Source organism: Fluviicola taffensis DSM 16823, from assembly GCF_000194605.1.
Taxonomy (GTDB): Bacteria; Bacteroidota; Bacteroidia; order Flavobacteriales_D; family Crocinitomicaceae; genus Fluviicola; species Fluviicola taffensis.
The window spans coordinates 1,588,401-1,606,312 of sequence record NC_015321.1 but is presented as its reverse complement, the minus strand read 5'-3'; the positions used below and the strand labels follow the sequence as shown (position 1 = coordinate 1,606,312).

Below are 17,912 nucleotides of genomic sequence, written 5' to 3'. Positions count from 1 at the left end.
TGATGTTTTACACGGATTTATTTCACAAGTCATCAAACAACGTTTTAAGATATTTCTCCGTCATAGATAGAGAAAGTGGGGGACAATTGATTTAGTACAAAACAAGATACTCCAAGACACACACAGTCTAAATTACTACTGCACAATCCCGGTTGACGAAACTCAATCGGGATTTTTTATTTTGAGTCATTGCCTTTTGCAATCCATTTTCCCATTTTTTCAGAGAAACGAATACTGCTTTTGTCTACCCATTTGTAGTAGAAATGAGCGCAGATAAAGGAAACCACCATACAGATTAGAAAGGAAACCAAGAAAGGAATGAAATAAGTTCCAGGTTTCCAGAGTTGCTGAAAAATGAAACAGCCCAATGTGCACATGACTGCTAAATGAAGCAAATAGAACGAGAACGAGATTTTTCCGAGGTATAAAAATGGTTTGATAGAAAATATCCGCGTTAGGGTTTTATCAAAACAGATTACGAAAAGTATACAAAATGCTCCTACAACATGGAAAAGATCGTATCCGTTTGTCCAACTCCAGTTTAATGGTTTCCAAATACTTTGATCCGTAAACAAACTTTGCGGAAAAGAGCTGAAATAGATTCCTGCAGCCAAAAGAATCCATTTTATAGAAGCACCTTTTAAGCCTTTTGGAAAAGAAAATCCGTCTATAAAAAGCTTGCTTATCAAAGATCCGAGAATAAACGCCGCGTAGAATTTTCTGTCTGTAAGGAGGATTAAAACGGCAACAATAATATGGAGTAGAATGGTTTTTTTAGTGTTAGCAGTCAATGCCAAAAAGGAAAATACCAATAAAGAACCTAGAAATTCAATGGTCATAGTCCACAATACTGGATTGTAGCGGTTGTCATTATTTAAGAATACGTCTACAAACATGTTTTTTAACACATCGCCTGGCCCCTTCATGTTGCTGAATAAACCGCCAAGCCAATCTTGTGATTTAGTAATCTCAATGGTTTCTGGGTGATGATTTGTGAAAAGACCACATAGGTGTAAAACATAGCAGATGATAATTGATCCAGCAACGGGAATAAACAATCTGAAATACCGTTTGGCGGCATAATCCGTCAAAAGCTTGCGATTTCCTGTGAGGTGAAATTTATAGCTGAGTACAAAACCACTTAAAACAAAGAAGATAGAAACTGCAAATCCTCCGTTAAAAAAAATGCTGAGTGGACTTTTTGCAATCATCAGTTCAATACTGCCGTCCCCTAGATGTATTTTTTCTGGGTTCAAGTAGTTGATGGCAGGGAAAAACCCTATTCCAAAATGGTGAAGAACAACAATCAGCATAGCCACGCCACGCACGCCATCTAGGAAATTTAGTTTGCTTTTTTGTGATTCGGTATTCATGCGACGCTAAAGTAGGAATAAAATGGTTTGGGGGATTCAGTCTTCGGAATGAGAGATAAAGGATTTATATTCAATGAACGTAAAAAATCTACGCTCATTAATGATAACTTTGTATTTGTAGTGTAATTGAGTACATTTATTTTATGAGTTCAAAGTCCAAAGTTGTTAAACCAAAATTTGTTATAGAGCCTTGTTCTATCAACGTAAAAGTTGGTTCAGAGCATGGAAATGCTGCTCTTACTCATTATCTTCATAATAAAAATGGAGTCTCTCACTTTTATAAAGATGAAGCTACAAATCAAGTTAAGAGAATGCTTGAGTATAATTATCCAGATAATGAAACAACAAATCAGGTAGCTGAAGAGGCTCTTCAATATTTTCTTTTTGATTTTAAGAAAGATGTTCCTTTTCCTGAACCCATTGCACCCAAATTTAAATTTATCGATCTTTTTGCAGGAATTGGCGGATTTAGATTGGCGTTACAAAACCTAGGTGGAAAATGTGTTTTTACCAGTGAGTGGGATGAACAAGCAAAAAAAACGTACCAAGCCAATTTTGGAGAAATTCCATTTGGTGATATTACGAAGGATTCTACGAAAGCTTTTATTCCAGATGGATTTGATGTTCTTTGTGGTGGTTTTCCTTGTCAAGCATTTTCAATAGCTGGAAAGCGTGGTGGTTTTGAGGATACAAGAGGAACGCTTTTCTTTGACGTTGCAGAAATTATTAAGCAAAAGCAACCCAAAGCATTTTTTTTAGAAAACGTTAAAGGATTATTTAATCATGATAAAGGAAAGACATTAAAAACGATTTTAAATGTTCTTCGAGAAGATTTAGGATATTATGTTCCTGATCCAAAAGTGATGAATGCCAAAAATTTTGGAGTTCCTCAAAATAGAGAACGCATTTTTATCGTTGGGTTTAGAAAGGATTTGAATATTGATTCCTTTGAATACCCGCTTCCTGTTTCTAAATCTGTTACTTTCCAAGATGTCCGAGAAGAGAAAGAAGTTTCGGTTAAATATTATTTGTCTGAAACTTATTTGAATACATTGGTAAAACACAAAGAAAGGCATGCAAGTAAAGGAAATGGTTTTGGATTTGAAATCATTCCAGATGATGGAATTGCAAATGCAGTGGTTTGTGGAGGAATGGGAAGAGAACGAAATTTAGTTGTGGATGATCGATTGACCAATTTCATTCCTGTAACTCATATTAAGGGAAATGTAAATAGAGAAGGAATCCGTAAGATGACACCACGAGAATGGGCCCGTTTGCAAGGTTTTCCTGACAATTTTGTGATTCCAGTTGCTGATGCATCAGCTTACAAGCAATTTGGAAATTCTGTGGCTGTTCCAGCTATTCAGGCAACGGCAGAAAAAATCATTCAAATAATTCAAGCAAGAAAATGAGTCAATTAAATAAATTAGGCATCACTTTAAGTAATGGTAAAGCAGATAAAATTTTTGAAGCGTTATTTGATAATTTTCTCACTATTGAATATTCAAGCCCCTCTGAATATATAAGTTCATGTTGGCAGAAATATTTAAATTTTCCAGAAACGAATAGCAACCTTAATGGAAAAATATTTGAGTACTTATTGGCAACTTTATTTGTAAGAGAAGGGATATTACCAGTTTATATTAGTGCTAAGGTCGCATTCGTGCCAAATGTTATTTATGACCTAATGTTTTATTCTTCTGAACGTGGTCCTATATGCATCTCAGCAAAGACCAGTTTAAGAGAACGTTACAAGCAAGCAGATTTAGAATCAATAGCCCTCAAATATGTTCATAGAAAAGCGTTAAGTTTTCTTGTAACTTTAGAAGAAAGAGAAGCAAAAAGTGTAAAAGCTAAAATTAAATCAGGACATGTAATTGGTTTAGATGAAGTTGTAGTAGCTACTCATGAAGAATTTGATGATTTGATAAAAGAATTAAAAAAGTTCAAATTTGAAGAGCCGCCAACTGTGAAGGTTATTGAAAGTACACAGATTGTTACAGAAGAAAAGCTAAAAACTTTAATAATTTAAATTTGTTGAGACTTTGTTTGTCTTCCCCTCTCCCAAATTCTCCCTATCTTCGTACTTCCAAATCTTTTGAATTTTACACAATGAATCCCAAACATCCCTTGTTGATTTACAACAGCCTTTCAGGTGAAAAAGAAGTGTTTAAACCCATTATCGCTGGTAAGGTGGGAATGTATGTTTGTGGACCTACGCTCTATAGCGAGCCACACATGGGGAACATGCGTACCTTCATCAATTTCGATTTGATTTATCGTTATTTGCTGCATTTGGGTTTGCAAGTGAAGTATGTGCGCAACATTACTGATGCAGGACACATTACCAACTCGGCTGGTGAAGCGGTGGATTCGATTGGAAAAGCAGCACGCGTGGAGCAAGTGCAATCCCTAGAGATTGTCTACAAATACAATGTCAAATTTCAGGATTTGCAGCGCATTTACAACTTGTTGCCTCCTTCTATTGAACCTACAGCAACTGGACATATTCAAGAGCAAATTGAAGTGATTGAGAAAATCATCGAGAACGGATTTGCTTACGTGGTAAATGGATCGGTGTATTTTGATGTACGCGCTTATGGAGAGAAATTCGAATACGGGATTTTGAGTGGACGAAAAGTAGATGAATTAGCAGAAGAAACCCGCGAATTGAATGCGCAGGAAGAAAAACGCTTCTTCGCAGATTTCGCCTTGTGGAAAAAGTCAAATCCGGACGATATGCAAATTTGGCGTTCACCTTGGGGAGATGGAAACCCAGGTTGGCACATCGAATGTACTGCAATGAGCACGAAATATTTGGGAGATCAGTTCGATATTCACGGAGGTGGATTGGATTTGAAATTTCCACATCACGAAGATGAAATTGCACAAAGTTGTGGTTCTGCTGGTGTTAGTCCGGCGAATTACTGGATGCATGCAAACATGTTGAACGTGAACGGACAAAAAATGTCCAAATCGTTGGGGAATTATTTCTTGCCAAAAGAAATAGTGGATGGAACAACGGATGTTTTCGATAAGCCATATTCTCCGCAAGTGATTCGTTTTTGCATGATGCAGGCGCATTACCGCAGCACCTTGGATTTCACTCCTGATTCCCTGAACGCGGCTGAAAAAGGATTTACACGCTTGTCTGAAGCGTATGAGAAATTGGGTTCTTTGGAAGTAAAAGAGACTTCTTCTCAAGATGTTCCCGCTTTAGTAGATTCGTTTTACAAAGCAATGAATGACGATTTCAACGCACCAATGCTCGTCGCAAGTTTGTTTGAAGCAGTGAAGTTTATCAATACCGTTTCAGAAGGAAAAGCAACGATTTCAGCAGACGATTTGGAGATATTGACCAAAGAATTTACAGGATTTGTATTCGATGTACTTGGTTTGAGTATTGAAAAATCAACAGCTGGTGCAAATGAAGCTTTGACAGCAACGATGGATTTGGTATTGGATATGCGAAAATCAGCACGTGAAAACAAAGATTGGAGCACTTCAGATAAAATTAGAGATCGTTTGGCAGAAGCTGGAATTGTTGTCAAAGACGGCAAGGATGGTGTGACGTGGACGGTGAAATAGATTGGCCGCTTCCCCCTTTGAAGGGGGACAAAGGGGGATGGCCACCCCTCTCAATCTCCCCTCGAGGGGAGAGGTAAAATCTTCAATTGATAAATGGACCAGTCGTTCGGAAAACCATACAAACTCTGTAGTCGAAAAACAATCGATAGTCTCTTTCAGGAGGGAAAGCAGTTGCGTGCGTTTCCGTTAAAATTGTACTACGCCGAAAGTGAATCCGAAGAAAAAGTTCCTTTTCAGGTGGTACTTTCTGCACCAAAACGCCAATTCAAAAGGGCACATGATCGCAATTACATCAAGCGCTTGTTGAAAGAGGTTTTGCGCAGAGAAAAACAATCGTTGGAAGATGTATTGAATGAATCTGGGAAAAAACTATCCCTTTTCATTATCTACACGAATAAAGAACTTCCAACTTACGAAGAGATTGAAAGGTGCATCCGTAAACTGATTGCAAAACTGATTGCTGAATTGAAAAGTGAAGGTTAGAAAGAATTCAGGATTCACAGTAATATCACAAAACGTAACTCTTAGGAAATAATTCTTCTTACTTACCTTATAGCTTTCGCACTAACGTTTGTCGCTATTCGTCTTCAACCGCTAAGCGGTCTCTTACCAAGGCTGAAAAAGTAAGCAAAACATCCTTTTTAGCGACATTCATAGTCATAAAGCAAAAAAGCCAACTCCTTCTTTTTCTATAAAAAAGGGCTGATTCTGAAGAATCAAAACGTAAAACGCTTTTTTGAAAAAATACGTCATTGCCTTTTTTTTAGCTTTATTCTTTGGAATGTCGCTCCAGCTTCGAACAGATAATATTCGAAAACAAATTAATCTGTCTCTTCCTCAACAATTAATTATCGGTTTAATCTGTCATTCGTCAAAAAACCTAAAAAAACGAATCCTTTTCCCAATCTTTCGGTATTTTTACCTTCTTAGACTCCATTTTGCGGAATGGTTTTTGAAAGTCATCATTCAAATTTGAACAACAATATGAAGCAGTTCTTGCATGTTTTCGCCTTGATAACCATCCTTATTGGGCTAAGTCCTTCAGTAAAAGCGCAGTCCAACGGATTTGAGGAGATTAAATCCATGGAGTTAATGGATCTCATTTTTCAGCAATTGGAAACGAATTATGTGGATGAGATTAAACCAGGAGAAATGAGCAAAACGGCTATTGATGCGATGCTGAAGCAATTGGATCCATATACCGTTTATTACCACGAATCAAACATGGAAGATTACCGCATGATGACTACTGGTCAATACGGTGGAATTGGTGCGTTGATTCGAAAAATGGGTGAGTATACCTTCATTGCTGAACCTTACGAAGGAAAACCAGCTCAATTGTCAGGAGCAATGGCTGGTGACAAAATCCTTTCAATTGATGGGAAAGACATGAAAGGAAAAGCGAGCGATGAGGTTTCAGACGGATTGCGCGGACCAAAAGGTTCTACTATTCAATTAAAGGTTGAACGCGCTGGAGAAGAAAAAACAATCTCCATTACCCGTGACGAAATCAAATTGGCGGATGTTCCTTATTTTGGAATGTTGAACAATGGGACAACTGGTTATATCAAGTTAAATAGCTTTACACAAACTGCTTCCGCAGAAGTTATTGCCGCTTACGGGAAATTGAAACAACAAGGAATGACTTCGGTCATATTAGATTTACGCGGAAATGGTGGAGGTTTATTGATGGAAGCTGTTCGAATCGTGAATATTTTTGTAAAAAAAGGACAAACAGTTGTAACAACAAAAGGACGCATTCCAGAAGAGAATAAAACGTATGCAACATCTGCCGATCCATTGGATTTAACGATTCCGTTGGTTGTTTTAGTTGACGGAGGTTCTGCTTCAGCTTCTGAAATTGTTTCTGGAAGTTTGCAAGATTTAGACCGTGCGGTTATCATTGGAGAAAACTCGTATGGAAAAGGATTGGTTCAACGTACGTTTGACTTGAAATATGGATCTAAAATTAAAGTGACGATTTCAAAATACTACACACCATCAGGGCGTTGTGTGCAGCGTTTGGAATACTACGACAAGGAATTGGGAGATAAACCAAAAGCAATCGCAGATTCACTCTTAAAATCATTCAAAACGGTAAATGGCCGAAAAGTAATTGATGGCCGAGGAATTGAGCCAGATATTTTGGTGGAGAAAGATGATTATTCTCGCTTGTTATTGATGTTGGTGAGTAACAATGTGATTTTCAATTATGCAACCGATTTCAAACGCACACATGAAAGCATTGCTCCAGCTAAAACATTCAAATTGAGTGATGACGAGTATGCTGCATTTAAAGCGTATGCGTTGAAACAAGAGTTTACCTATTCCACAGCTTCTGAAGAGCAATTGGAAAAAATGAAGAAAACGGCTGAAGACGAAGGGTATTTTGAAGATATAAAAGGAGATTACCAGCAGTTATTGTCGAAAGTAACTCCATCGAAAGAACGTGATTTGGATAAGTTCAAAACGGAAATTAATGACATTCTTTCAAGTGAAATCGTAGCGCGTTACTATTATCAAAATGGTCGTGCAGAACAAGCTTTTCAAACCGACAAAGACATCTTGAAAGCCATAGAAGTACTTAGTGATGCGAAGCAACTAAATACTATTCTCGGAAAATAAACGTTATCGGTTCATATAGCGATTACTTATGCTGGACAAACTGACCGGTAAGCCCGTTCATTATTATATTCAACTGATTGCAATGATGGGAATTGCAGCTGGATTGCCGTTCAGTAAAATTCCCTTGTCTATTGGAACAATGCTTCTAGGTCTAAATGTTATTTTGCTTTGGGATTGGAAAAATGTGCTTAAAAGTTGGTTTTCGAATAAGTGGTTGTGGCTTTTATTAGGGTATTTAGTTCTTGAAGCTATTTCTTTTTTTTGGTCAGAAAACAAGCACGAAGCTTGGGATATGTTGCGAAGAGAAATTCCACTTTATGCCATTCCATTGTGTATTGTTGCCATTCCATTAAAATCATTTAATCATTACAAATGGGTTGCAATTGCCTTTTTATCGGCAGTATTTCTGTTTAGTTTTATCAATATCGGAACCTATTTTCATTGGTGGGGGAATAAAGTGTATGACGATATTAGAAGTCTTTCTTTATTTATTTCGCACTTGCGTTTTGCGATGATGATTGTACTTTCAATTGTGTTTTGTGCGGCTTGGTGGATTCGCAAATTTCCTTATCGTTGGATTTCTCTTTTATTGGCTGCTTGGTTTCTTTTCTACATCAATGTTTCTCAAATAGGAATGGGTTTTTTAACCCTTTCTGGGGTCGTTTTTACGATGTTCTATTTTAAGGTGAAATCGATTCAATTGATTTGGTTGAAACGAGTTTTTATACTGAGTTTTGGTGGCTTGGTTTTGTTTGTCTGCGTGTTTCTGTATGTGAAACTTCAACCCATCGCTCATAAAATAGAACTCAATTCGGAGGATTACGGGTCGAGAACACCAAACGGGAACCTGTATGGTTTTGATGCTCCTAAAAATATGAATTGGGAAAATGGGTATCCCGTCTATTATTTTGTGTCAGATGAAGAACTTGACAGTGAATGGTCAAAAGTATCTAAAATAAACTATCGAGATGGAACGGATTCAAAAGGAAATCCAATCCGTAACATTTTATGGAGATACATGACATCCAAAGGATTGAGAAAGGATTCTGTTGATTTTCAAAAAATGACCAAGGAAGATATCCGAAATGTGGAACGCGGATTTGCTTCTCTTGAAATGGCAAAAGGGGGGATTTCTGCTCAGTTGTATCGCATGCGTGGCCAGTTAAATGATTCTGAAGATCCCAATGGAAAATCATTGTTAGAGAAAGTAGAATCATTAAAAGCGGGACTAACCATTATCAAAGAGCACCCAATTTGTGGAGTTGGAGTTGGTGATTTGGAAAAATCGTTTCAAGGAGCATACCAAAAGAATCAAACAAAACTAACTATTGAAAATCAGCATTTAACCCACAATCAATATTTCACAACTTGGATTTCCGCTGGAATTGGTTGTTTTATTGTGTTTATAAGTTTATGGTTTATTCAGTTTGCTACCGCATTGAAGATTAATGCATTTGAATGGACCGGATTTTTAGTAATAACGATGCTTTCATTTTTGGTGGAAGACACCTTACAAACACAAACAGGAATTGCTTTTGTAGGTTTCTTCTTTGCCTTTTTTATCACAGGAAAATCTCTGCTGTATCCTCCAAGTAGGAAGAACTAGAGAAATTTAATACTTTCTAAATATCAACAGGTTGTTTGTTGCACTTTAAACCGCTACTTTTACACTCCAAATTGAGTATTCATGCGTTTTGAGCTGACCAAAGAATTTCTAGAGCGCATCCGGCAAGCAGTTTCGTCGGAGGATACAGAGTGGATTAAACAGCACATTACAGATCTTCACTTCGCGGATATTGCTGAAATCATGGATGAATTGTCCATGGAGCAATCCAAATACTTGTACTTTCAATTAGAGGAAGAGCTCCAAGCCGATGTTTTGATGGAGTTGGAGGAAGAAGTTCGCGATCGATTCCTAGCTTCTTTATCCAGCAAGGAAATGGCCGAACAGTTGGAGAATTTGGATTCCGATGATGCCGCTGATATCCTTGGCGAACTCCCAGACGAAAAAATCCAAGAGGTCATTTCTCAAATGGAGGATGATGAGGCTGCAGATGATATCGTGGATCTTTTGAACTACGATGAAGATACTGCGGGTGGGCTCATGCAGAAAGAGTTTATTCAAGCGCGATTGGAATGGCCTGTAAACCGGGCTTTGGTTGAATTACGTAGACAAGCGGAAGACGTGGAGCAGGTTTATACCATCTATGTTGTAGATGATTTGAATAAATTGGTTGGTGTTCTATCCTTGAAAAAATTGCTGTTTGCTAGCCCTAAAACACCTATTCGCGATTTATACGAAGGCAAGAATTTAATTTTCGTTACCACAAGCGATTCTTCCGAGAAGGTAGCGAAGGTGATGGAAAAATACGATTTGGTTTCTGTTCCCGTTGTTGATTTACAAGGAAAATTAGTGGGTCGCATTACTATCGATGACGTTGTTGATGTCATTAAAGAAGAGGCAGACAAAGACTTCCAGTTGGCTTCAGGTATCTCTGAGCGTATCGAATCTACATTTAGTGTGTGGAGAATTACACGTGCCCGCATTCCATGGCTTTTGATTGCGATGTTGGGTGGAACCTTGGGAGCACAAGTGATTTCAAAATTCGAGGGTGGGATTACGCAAATTCCTGCATTGGCATTTTTTATCCCGCTAATCACGGCGATGGGTGGAAATGTGGGAGTGCAATCTTCTGCTATTGTTGTACAATCTCTTGCAAAAGGATCGGATCAATTTGGTAGTATTCTTCAAAAATTATTAAAAGAAGCCTTGGTTGCATTAGTCAACGGACTTTTATTGTCTGCATTGATTTTCGCGATAGCTTACTTCTTTTCCAATGAATGGTTAGGATTGGTTGTAAGCATTTCCTTGTTTACGGTGATTATTTTCGCTGCCATATTTGGAACTTTGATTCCCTTGGTCTTGAATCATTATAAAATTGATCCTGCCCTAGCAACAGGTCCATTTGTCACTACACTCAACGATATTGTTGGTTTGTTTATCTATTTCACTGTCGGAACATTAATCCTTCTTTAATTTTTTCCATCTTTTTTTTCAATACTATCTCATTGTTTATGAGGTAAATAACTTGTTTTGAATTATTTTTTCGATTTTTTTTCACTTTTCAAAAATCCAAATCTTTTGAAGTAGCGTAACTAGGTCAAATTTAAAATTCAAAACTTAACAATTATGAAAAAGGGATTATTATCTATCGCATTAATTGCTTCAACAGCAATTTTTTCTAACTCATTTGCTCAAGACAAAACTGTTATGGTTGGTGGAGAGTCTATGTATCCAGCAAAGAACATTGTAGAGAATGCAGTGAATTCAAAAGACCACACAACATTAGTAGCAGCTGTAAAAGCAGGTGGTTTAGTGGAGACATTACAAGGAAAAGGGCCATTCACAGTTTTTGCTCCAGTCAATGACGCATTCGAAAATCTTCCAGCTGGAACAGTAGAAACATTGTTGAAACCAGAGAATAAAGGAACATTGGTGAAAGTGTTGACTTACCACGTTGTTGCTGGTAAAATGGACTTCAATACGATTGCAGCAGCAATTAAAAAAGGAGGAGGTAAAGCTGAAATGACAACTGTTTCAGGAGGAAAATTGTGGGCTATGATGAATGGTGATCACAACATTACACTAAAAGACGAAGCAGGAAATGTTGCAAACATCTCAACGTACGATGTGTATCAATCAAACGGTGTGATTCACGTTATCGACAAAGTGTTGATGCCTAAAATGTAATTTCCACGGGAAACAGTCTTGAATTCCAAAACGACAAATTTATATGAGTTACTACAACATTTAAGACTGTGTACCAATCAATAAACTCATAGCAAGAGTTGACCCCGACTTCCAGCAATTTTGACGGAAAGTCGGGGTTTTGTTTTGTTGTTATTTCCCTTAAAACTACTCCACTACCAATTTCTCTTCTAAACTAAATTTCCCACCAGTTGTTGTTTGAAGACGAATCAGGTAAGTCCCTTTTTGGAGGTTCAACTTGCTGTAAGGAATAGCTTGTGGGCCTTTTGTTAGGTTAGTTATTTGCTGAGAGATCAATTTCCCTTCTGCTGATGCAATAGAAATGGAATAATCTCCACTTTCAGGAATAATGACGCTCAAAGTGAAATTTCCAGTACTTGGATTGGGTGAAATGGAAATTTCTTTCGAAGAACTTTTTTGATCTATGGATCGAATGTCCGATAAAGTCATTTGAGAATTAATATCCACCGAAGCTAGCTGATAGTAATTGATTCCGTTCAATGGATTTCTGTCCATGAATGAATAATTTTGTGGAGTTTCAGAATCACCTTGACTAGGCACTTGACCAATTTCTTCGAAAATTAAATCATTTCCAGCTCTTAATATCTTGAAATGTTGATTTTCTTTCTCCGAGCCAGTTGTCCAGTTAACAGCGATATCATTTCCAGAATGTGCTACTTCAAAGGACTTTAAGTTGATTGCCAAAGGACAAGTAATGATAAACGTTGCTGTTCGAACCGTTCCACAAGCATCTGTAACCTGGCAGGTATAAGTAGTTGGGCCATTCGGAACAGTAATCGTACTTGAAGAAGCTCCTGTTGACCACGCGTAGGTGTATCCAGGGACTCCATACTGTGCTGTTGGATTCAAAAGTGCTGTTCCAGATGCACAAGTTGCTGCTGCAATAGTGGAAGAACCATTTCCAGAAGCAGTATTTGCAAGTGTTTCTGCATTTCTTCCTTGAACAGTTACACTCCAGTTATTCATGAAATTACACGAATTGGTGGAAAAGTTACAGTTGTCATAGCCATAAAAATTACTGCAATATGAGCGATTACTTTGAATAGTGAAAGCCATATTTTGATTACTACAGGAAGGGGCATAACATTGAGCAAGTGAATTGGTACCAGAACTATTAAAAGGAAGTGTCGGATTCCAAGTTCCAGGGTAATCACAGCCCACACAAGTCCAGATAATTCCAGGTGCACCAATTGGAGAAATTCCTCCACAAGATGATGTAATCCACACCTGAGCTTCAGATAAATAACAGTCTATAAAGATACCGAAATCTAAATACTCATCCGTACAAAGATTAGCTTGAATATTCCAAAATGCAGATACATCCCATGGAGTTGTTCCACCAGGAAATGTTACGTTCAATGTGTTGCTACAAGATGCTGGAGCAGGAAGTGAACCCATTAAATTTGAAGCAGAAGCTATTGGGCCAACAACGGTTACTAAAGGATCTATTGTAATTGGATAGATTTTATTCGGGTCATTCAATTGTGCAGAATCACATAGTATTTCTAGATTATTTCCACTTAATGTATATGGATTAAGCCAAGAATTTCTGCTCTCAGACGCATCATGACATTTAGCACTACTGATTTTTATTTCAGCTTCTCCAGTATGAATATTTTCAAAAATAACTGGTCCGTTTTGAAGAATTTCATTGGTGTAAATAAAACCATTTAAATGAGTTGGGATTTGTAATTGATCAATAAAAATTAGTTTTTTAACATGTAAATTTTCTCGAATGATGAAATCAGATTCGATGCTGCCTTCTGCAAAAACAATCTTCATATCGATTCCAGGGAAAACATTGGTAATGTAGGTTCCTTCATTCCCAATTGAACGATGTGACCAATCTGCTTGGTGGATGGTAATTGAATTGTCGTTGTGCACTACTTTCAATGAATAATTATTGAAACTAAAAACAGCATCACCTAAAGCAATAGACGTTTTTTTATTTCCCAAATCTAATGTTGTGGGACAAGCCTGTACTCCTGATTGATAAAGCTGTGGTGATGCAGCATGAAGCGTAGGGTCTATTGCATGCCAAAGCCCATTTTTGTAAAGGTTGATTGCCTTACTTGATTTTTCAATGTAAAAGAATGTTGGATTGTCCAAATCTATGTAATACCTCGAATCGTACGTTCGTTTACTGATGTCTTCTACGACATTTTTCCCATAAGGAGCAGCAAATGACAGCTTCCCAAAGTCTGGATGCATAAAAAATGCTTCGTTATTGAATTTTTGACCAACTTCTTGTGAATATGTTCGTGGGGTTAAAAAACCAATTTGTGGTGACATTGGTTCGAAGATATTTACTTGTGCACTTAATTGCAAAGAGATAAGTAGTGCCGCAATGATAGGAAGAGCGTGTTTCATCAGTAGTAGTATTTTTTAAACCAAAATGATGTTTAGTTTAACGTATTAGCACAACAAAAATAAAACTTTTTTTAATCTTTTTTGTTAATTTATTAATGATGTAATCATTGTTGTATCAATGAGTTCAGAACTAAATTGGTTTAGTAATCTTCTTGGTGAATTGGTGTTTTGAAGTTTATTTTAGGAAAAAGCCAATTTATCAGAAAGTATTCATCTTTGAAAGCCACCAAAAATGGATTGATTACCTTTGTGAAAAATTTCCGGATGACATTTCACGACTTGAATATTAAAAAACCAATACTAACTGCTTTGGACGAGTTGGGATATACTACTCCAACAACGATTCAGTCTGCTGGATTTTCAGTCATGATGTCTGGGAAAGACGTTATTGGTTTGGCGCAAACAGGAACAGGTAAAACCTTGGCTTACTTGCTTCCAACCTTGTCTTTGTGGAAATTCTCGAAAGAACCGCATCCACAGATTTTAATCATTGTTCCCACAAGAGAGTTGGTTGTTCAGGTTGTGCGAGAAGTGGAGAAATTGACACCGCACATGAATCTAGCAGTTGGTGGTGTGTATGGTGGAGCAAATATTAATACGCAAGCATCCATGGTGTTGCAAGGATTGGATGTGTTGGTTGGAACACCTGGCCGCATTTTCGATTTGACAGCTAATGGATCACTGCAGTTAAAACATGCTAAAAAAGTGGTTATTGATGAGGTGGATGAAACCTTGAGTTTGGGTTTCCGCCCGCAATTGATGCGTATTTTTGATTTGCTTCCTGAGAAAAGACAGAATTTATTATTTTCAGCGACTCTTTCTGAAGAAGTGGAAGGATTTTTAGGAGTCTTTTTTGAAAACCCAATTCGAGTGGAGGCTGCAAGAGTTGGAACACCTTTGGAAAAAATCAAGCAGGAAGCCATTGCTGTTCCAAATTTCACTTCGAAAGTCAATCTATTGAAGCACATGCTTGAAACCAATCAAGACATGTCAAGAGTGCTCGTCTTTGTTTCTTCTCGGGTTTTTGCCGATAAATTATACGAAGAATTAGAACCAGTTTTTGGAGTTGAGTTAGGTGTTATTCACTCTAGCAAAGCCCAAAATTTCCGATTCAATGCGGTGAATCATTTTCAAAATGGAATTTACCGTGTTTTGATTGCAACAGACCTTATTGCTCGTGGTATTGATGTAACGGATGTAACTCATGTATTCAACTTCGATATTCCAGATAACCAAGAAAATTACATTCACCGAATTGGTAGAACGGGTCGACAAGACAAAGAAGGACATGCAATCAGTTTCCTTACTGAACGGGATCATGAACAGTTTGTGAAAATCGAAGAGTTTATGGATAAGAAAGTAGAAATCCAAGCTTTCCCAGAAGAAGCAGAGCTTTCGACTGTGATTTTGGAATTTGAAAAAATCCAAGTCTCCATGAAGAATACGTTGGTGAAATCTCCTTCTAAAGACGAAGCTGGACCGGCATTTCACGATAAAAAAGACAAGAACAAAAAGGTTAATGTGCGCTATAATCACAAAAAAGCGATGCAGGAGAAATACGGAAAGTCTAAGAAGAAGGGGAATAAGAAGAAGTGAAACTTCTGATTCAGAGCAAACGTTAGTGCGGCTCTCAAAGGGTTATTTCTTCGTTCACGAAAGAATTATCATTGAAAATTGATCATTAAAAAGTTAGATGATTTGTTCTTCCATTTCAATTTTTGAATTCTCCATTAAATAGATTGCGTATCTTCATAAAAAAAGTTAAGTGAATCTGTTCTTTTAACATTTCACTTACATTCGCTATTCGCTATGATTAAGATTCGAATCAATCTCGTAATTACTGCAGTATGGATTGCCATGCTGGCTCTTTTGTTGATTCAAATTTTTCAAACCTTGCAACTCTATGACCGAAAATCTGATGATTTCAAGAGCAAAGCCAATACGGCACTCGAGCGGATTGCTATTCGTTACGAAAAAGTAGAAGACGTTCGCAGGTATTCTTCTTTAATGAGCAAAGATGTTTCGGGTCAATACAAAGATGTACTCAAAGAAGAATTTCAAAATTTATTTGAGGTTAAAGAGTCGATATCAATTCGAGACACTGTTTTAACAGTGAAAGGAAAACTAGAAAACTATCTGATTGTAACAGGGAATAGTTACGATTCAATTTCTGGTTTGTATTCGAAACAAGAGGTTTTGGCTCGAGATGTACGTCAGATTCACGAATTATTTGATGGTACTCAAACCAGTTTGTTTCACAAGGATTCCATTCGTGCAGCTTATCATTTGGATCAGCGTGTGATGCACAAAATTGTTAAAAAAGCGAAGTACATCAACGAATTGATGGTGGAAACCTTTCGCGATAACATGTATTTGGATCCCGATAAACGAATCAATCTCAAATTATTGGATTCCATTATTCGAAAAGAGCTTATTGCAGATAAATTGCCAGATGATTACAAATTTGTCATTGTTGAAGAGAATAATGAACCTGTAAAGTTCCAAGAATCTTTAAGTAATTACGATTTGCACTTGGATACTGTGAAGTCGAAGGTTACGATGCTTTTTCCAAATAAGATTTTGGAAGATAAGTTGTCCTTGCATTTGAGTTTTCCGAATAGTAAATTCTTCGTATTGAAATCGATGGGAAGTTTATTGATTGTGAGTTTAATTCTCGCAATTTTAATTATCATTACTATTTCATACATGTTCCGAACCATTTTGACACAAAAGAAATTGTTCGAATTAAAGAATGATTTCATTTCAAATATGACTCACGAGTTTAAAACCCCTATTTCAACAATTTCTTTGGCTTGTGAGGCAATGCATGATCCTTCTATGATGGGTGGAGATACTGAAAATGCAGCACCCTTTGTCAAAATGATTCAAGAAGAAAACAAACGATTGGGTGTTTTAGTGGAGTCTATTTTACAAAGTGCGGTGATTGATAGAGGCGAGTTGAAAGTGAAAATGGAACAAGTTCCAGTGATAGAAGTGATTCAATCTGTTGCCAAAACTGCTTCTTTCCGAATTGCTGGGTTGGATGGGGAATTAATCCTTCAAATGCCTAAGGAAGAAGTGTTTGTTGAAGCTGATCGAATGCATTTTACGAACATGGTGAATAATCTGGTTGATAATGCGATTAAATACAGTAAGGACAAAATCCATGTGACCGTTAAACTCGAAGTTTTTGCCGATCGTCTGGAATTGTCTGTGATAGATAAAGGAATTGGAATAAAACGTGAACATATCTCGAAAATATTTGATAAATTGTACCGTGTTCCAACAGGAAATGTTCACAATGTGAAAGGTTTCGGTTTGGGATTAAGTTATGTAAAAGCACTCTCTGAACTATTTGGGTGGAGTCTCAATGTAACAAGTGTGGTGGGAGAAGGTTCAGAATTTCGTGTAACAATAAAAAGATAATTATGGCTAAGCAAAGATCAATTTTATTAGCAGAAGATGACGACAATTTGGGTCAATTATTGCAAACTTTCCTCAAAGCGAAAGGGTACCAAGTTGAACTTGCTCGCAATGGAAAACATGCATACGAAAAATATACAGATGGACATTTTGACTTCTGTATATTTGATGTCATGATGCCTGAGATGGACGGTTTTACTCTTGCAAAAGAAGTACGGTTAATCGATCCGAAAGTTCCCATTTTATTCCTTACTGCTAAGGCAATGAAGGAAGATAAACTGGAAGGCTTTGAAAGTGGTGCTGATGATTACATGACAAAACCTTTCACAATGGAAGAGTTGTTGGCACGTATCGAAGCAATCTTGAGAAGAACGGGTCCTGTAGATAATGAAGAGGGTGAAATGCAACAGATTGGGAGAATCCAATATGAACCTATTTCACGAATTCTTCATTTGAAAGAGGAAAATAAAAAATTGACCACCAAAGAAGGACAATTGCTTCATTTGTTGTGTAAAAACCGCAATGAAGTATTGGATAGACAAGCTGCTTTACGTGCTATTTGGGGAGATGATAATTACTTCAACGGTCGTTCGATGGATGTTTATATTGCGAAATTGCGTAAGCTTTTGAAAGAGGATGAGCGTATCGAAATATTAAATATTCACGGAAAAGGGTTTAAATTGATTGTTCATGAGTAAGTGAAACAAGTTCAAAAGGTTCAAAAGTTCAAGGGGGTGCAAATC

At 37.2% G+C, this 17,912-nt stretch carries 13 protein-coding genes; 11 read left to right on the top strand and 2 right to left on the bottom strand.

What is annotated here, in order from left to right; translation table 11 throughout:
• Positions 1 to 176 precede the first annotated feature (176 nt).
• Complete coding sequence (locus FLUTA_RS07095; RefSeq protein ID WP_013686179.1) at positions 177 to 1,373, bottom strand: acyltransferase family protein; 1,197 nt, start codon at positions 1,371 to 1,373, stop codon at positions 177 to 179.
• Positions 1,374 to 1,516: 143 nt separating this feature from the next.
• Here FLUTA_RS07095 and FLUTA_RS07090 point away from each other — a divergent pair, with 143 nt between their 5' ends.
• The 8 genes from FLUTA_RS07090 (at position 1,517) to FLUTA_RS07055 (ending at position 11,337) form a co-directional block, all read left to right on the top strand.
• Positions 1,517 to 2,785, top strand: a complete 1,269-nt coding sequence (locus FLUTA_RS07090) for a DNA cytosine methyltransferase (RefSeq protein ID WP_013686178.1) — start codon at positions 1,517 to 1,519, stop codon at positions 2,783 to 2,785.
• A complete protein-coding gene (locus FLUTA_RS07085) occupies positions 2,782 to 3,405 on the top strand; it encodes a hypothetical protein (RefSeq protein WP_013686177.1) in 624 nt (207 codons plus the stop codon). Before FLUTA_RS07090 ends, FLUTA_RS07085 begins: the two co-directional genes overlap by 4 nt.
• 80 nt (positions 3,406 to 3,485) lie before the next feature.
• Positions 3,486 to 4,961: a cysteine--tRNA ligase gene (gene cysS, locus FLUTA_RS07080; protein WP_043023706.1), complete on the top strand. Its 1,476-nt coding sequence runs from the start codon at positions 3,486 to 3,488 to the stop codon at positions 4,959 to 4,961.
• Positions 4,962 to 5,054: 93 nt separating this feature from the next.
• Complete coding sequence (gene rnpA / locus FLUTA_RS07075) at positions 5,055 to 5,444, top strand: ribonuclease P protein component (RefSeq protein WP_013686175.1); 390 nt, start codon at positions 5,055 to 5,057, stop codon at positions 5,442 to 5,444.
• A 501-nt stretch (positions 5,445 to 5,945) separates the two neighbouring features.
• A complete protein-coding gene (locus tag FLUTA_RS07070; RefSeq protein WP_043024150.1) occupies positions 5,946 to 7,586 on the top strand; it encodes a S41 family peptidase in 1,641 nt (546 codons plus the stop codon).
• A gap of 28 nt (positions 7,587 to 7,614) precedes the next feature.
• Positions 7,615 to 9,192, top strand: coding sequence for an O-antigen ligase family protein (locus tag FLUTA_RS07065; protein WP_013686173.1), 1,578 nt, complete (start codon positions 7,615 to 7,617; stop codon positions 9,190 to 9,192).
• A gap of 81 nt (positions 9,193 to 9,273) precedes the next feature.
• On the top strand, positions 9,274 to 10,623 hold the full coding sequence (mgtE, locus tag FLUTA_RS07060; RefSeq protein ID WP_013686172.1) for a magnesium transporter: 1,350 nt from the start codon (positions 9,274 to 9,276) through the stop codon (positions 10,621 to 10,623).
• A gap of 153 nt (positions 10,624 to 10,776) precedes the next feature.
• Positions 10,777 to 11,337, top strand: a complete 561-nt coding sequence (locus FLUTA_RS07055; RefSeq protein WP_013686171.1) for a fasciclin domain-containing protein — start codon at positions 10,777 to 10,779, stop codon at positions 11,335 to 11,337.
• 165 nt (positions 11,338 to 11,502) lie between these two features.
• Here FLUTA_RS07055 and FLUTA_RS07050 read toward each other — a convergent pair whose 3' ends face one another.
• On the bottom strand, positions 11,503 to 13,746 hold the full coding sequence (locus FLUTA_RS07050; RefSeq protein WP_013686170.1) for a T9SS type A sorting domain-containing protein: 2,244 nt from the start codon (positions 13,744 to 13,746) through the stop codon (positions 11,503 to 11,505).
• A 264-nt stretch (positions 13,747 to 14,010) separates the two neighbouring features.
• Between FLUTA_RS07050 and FLUTA_RS07045 the strand changes: the two genes are divergently transcribed.
• The 3 genes from FLUTA_RS07045 (at position 14,011) to FLUTA_RS07035 (ending at position 17,867) form a co-directional block, all read left to right on the top strand.
• Positions 14,011 to 15,342, top strand: a complete 1,332-nt coding sequence (locus FLUTA_RS07045) for a DEAD/DEAH box helicase (protein ID WP_013686169.1) — start codon at positions 14,011 to 14,013, stop codon at positions 15,340 to 15,342.
• A 213-nt stretch (positions 15,343 to 15,555) separates the two neighbouring features.
• On the top strand, positions 15,556 to 17,172 hold the full coding sequence (locus tag FLUTA_RS20660) for a sensor histidine kinase (protein WP_013686168.1): 1,617 nt from the start codon (positions 15,556 to 15,558) through the stop codon (positions 17,170 to 17,172).
• A gap of 2 nt (positions 17,173 to 17,174) precedes the next feature.
• The gene (locus FLUTA_RS07035) at positions 17,175 to 17,867 is read left to right on the top strand and encodes a response regulator transcription factor (RefSeq protein ID WP_013686167.1); all 693 of its coding nucleotides are present in this window, start codon (positions 17,175 to 17,177) and stop codon (positions 17,865 to 17,867) included.
• The last annotated feature ends 45 nt before the right edge of the window (positions 17,868 to 17,912 follow it).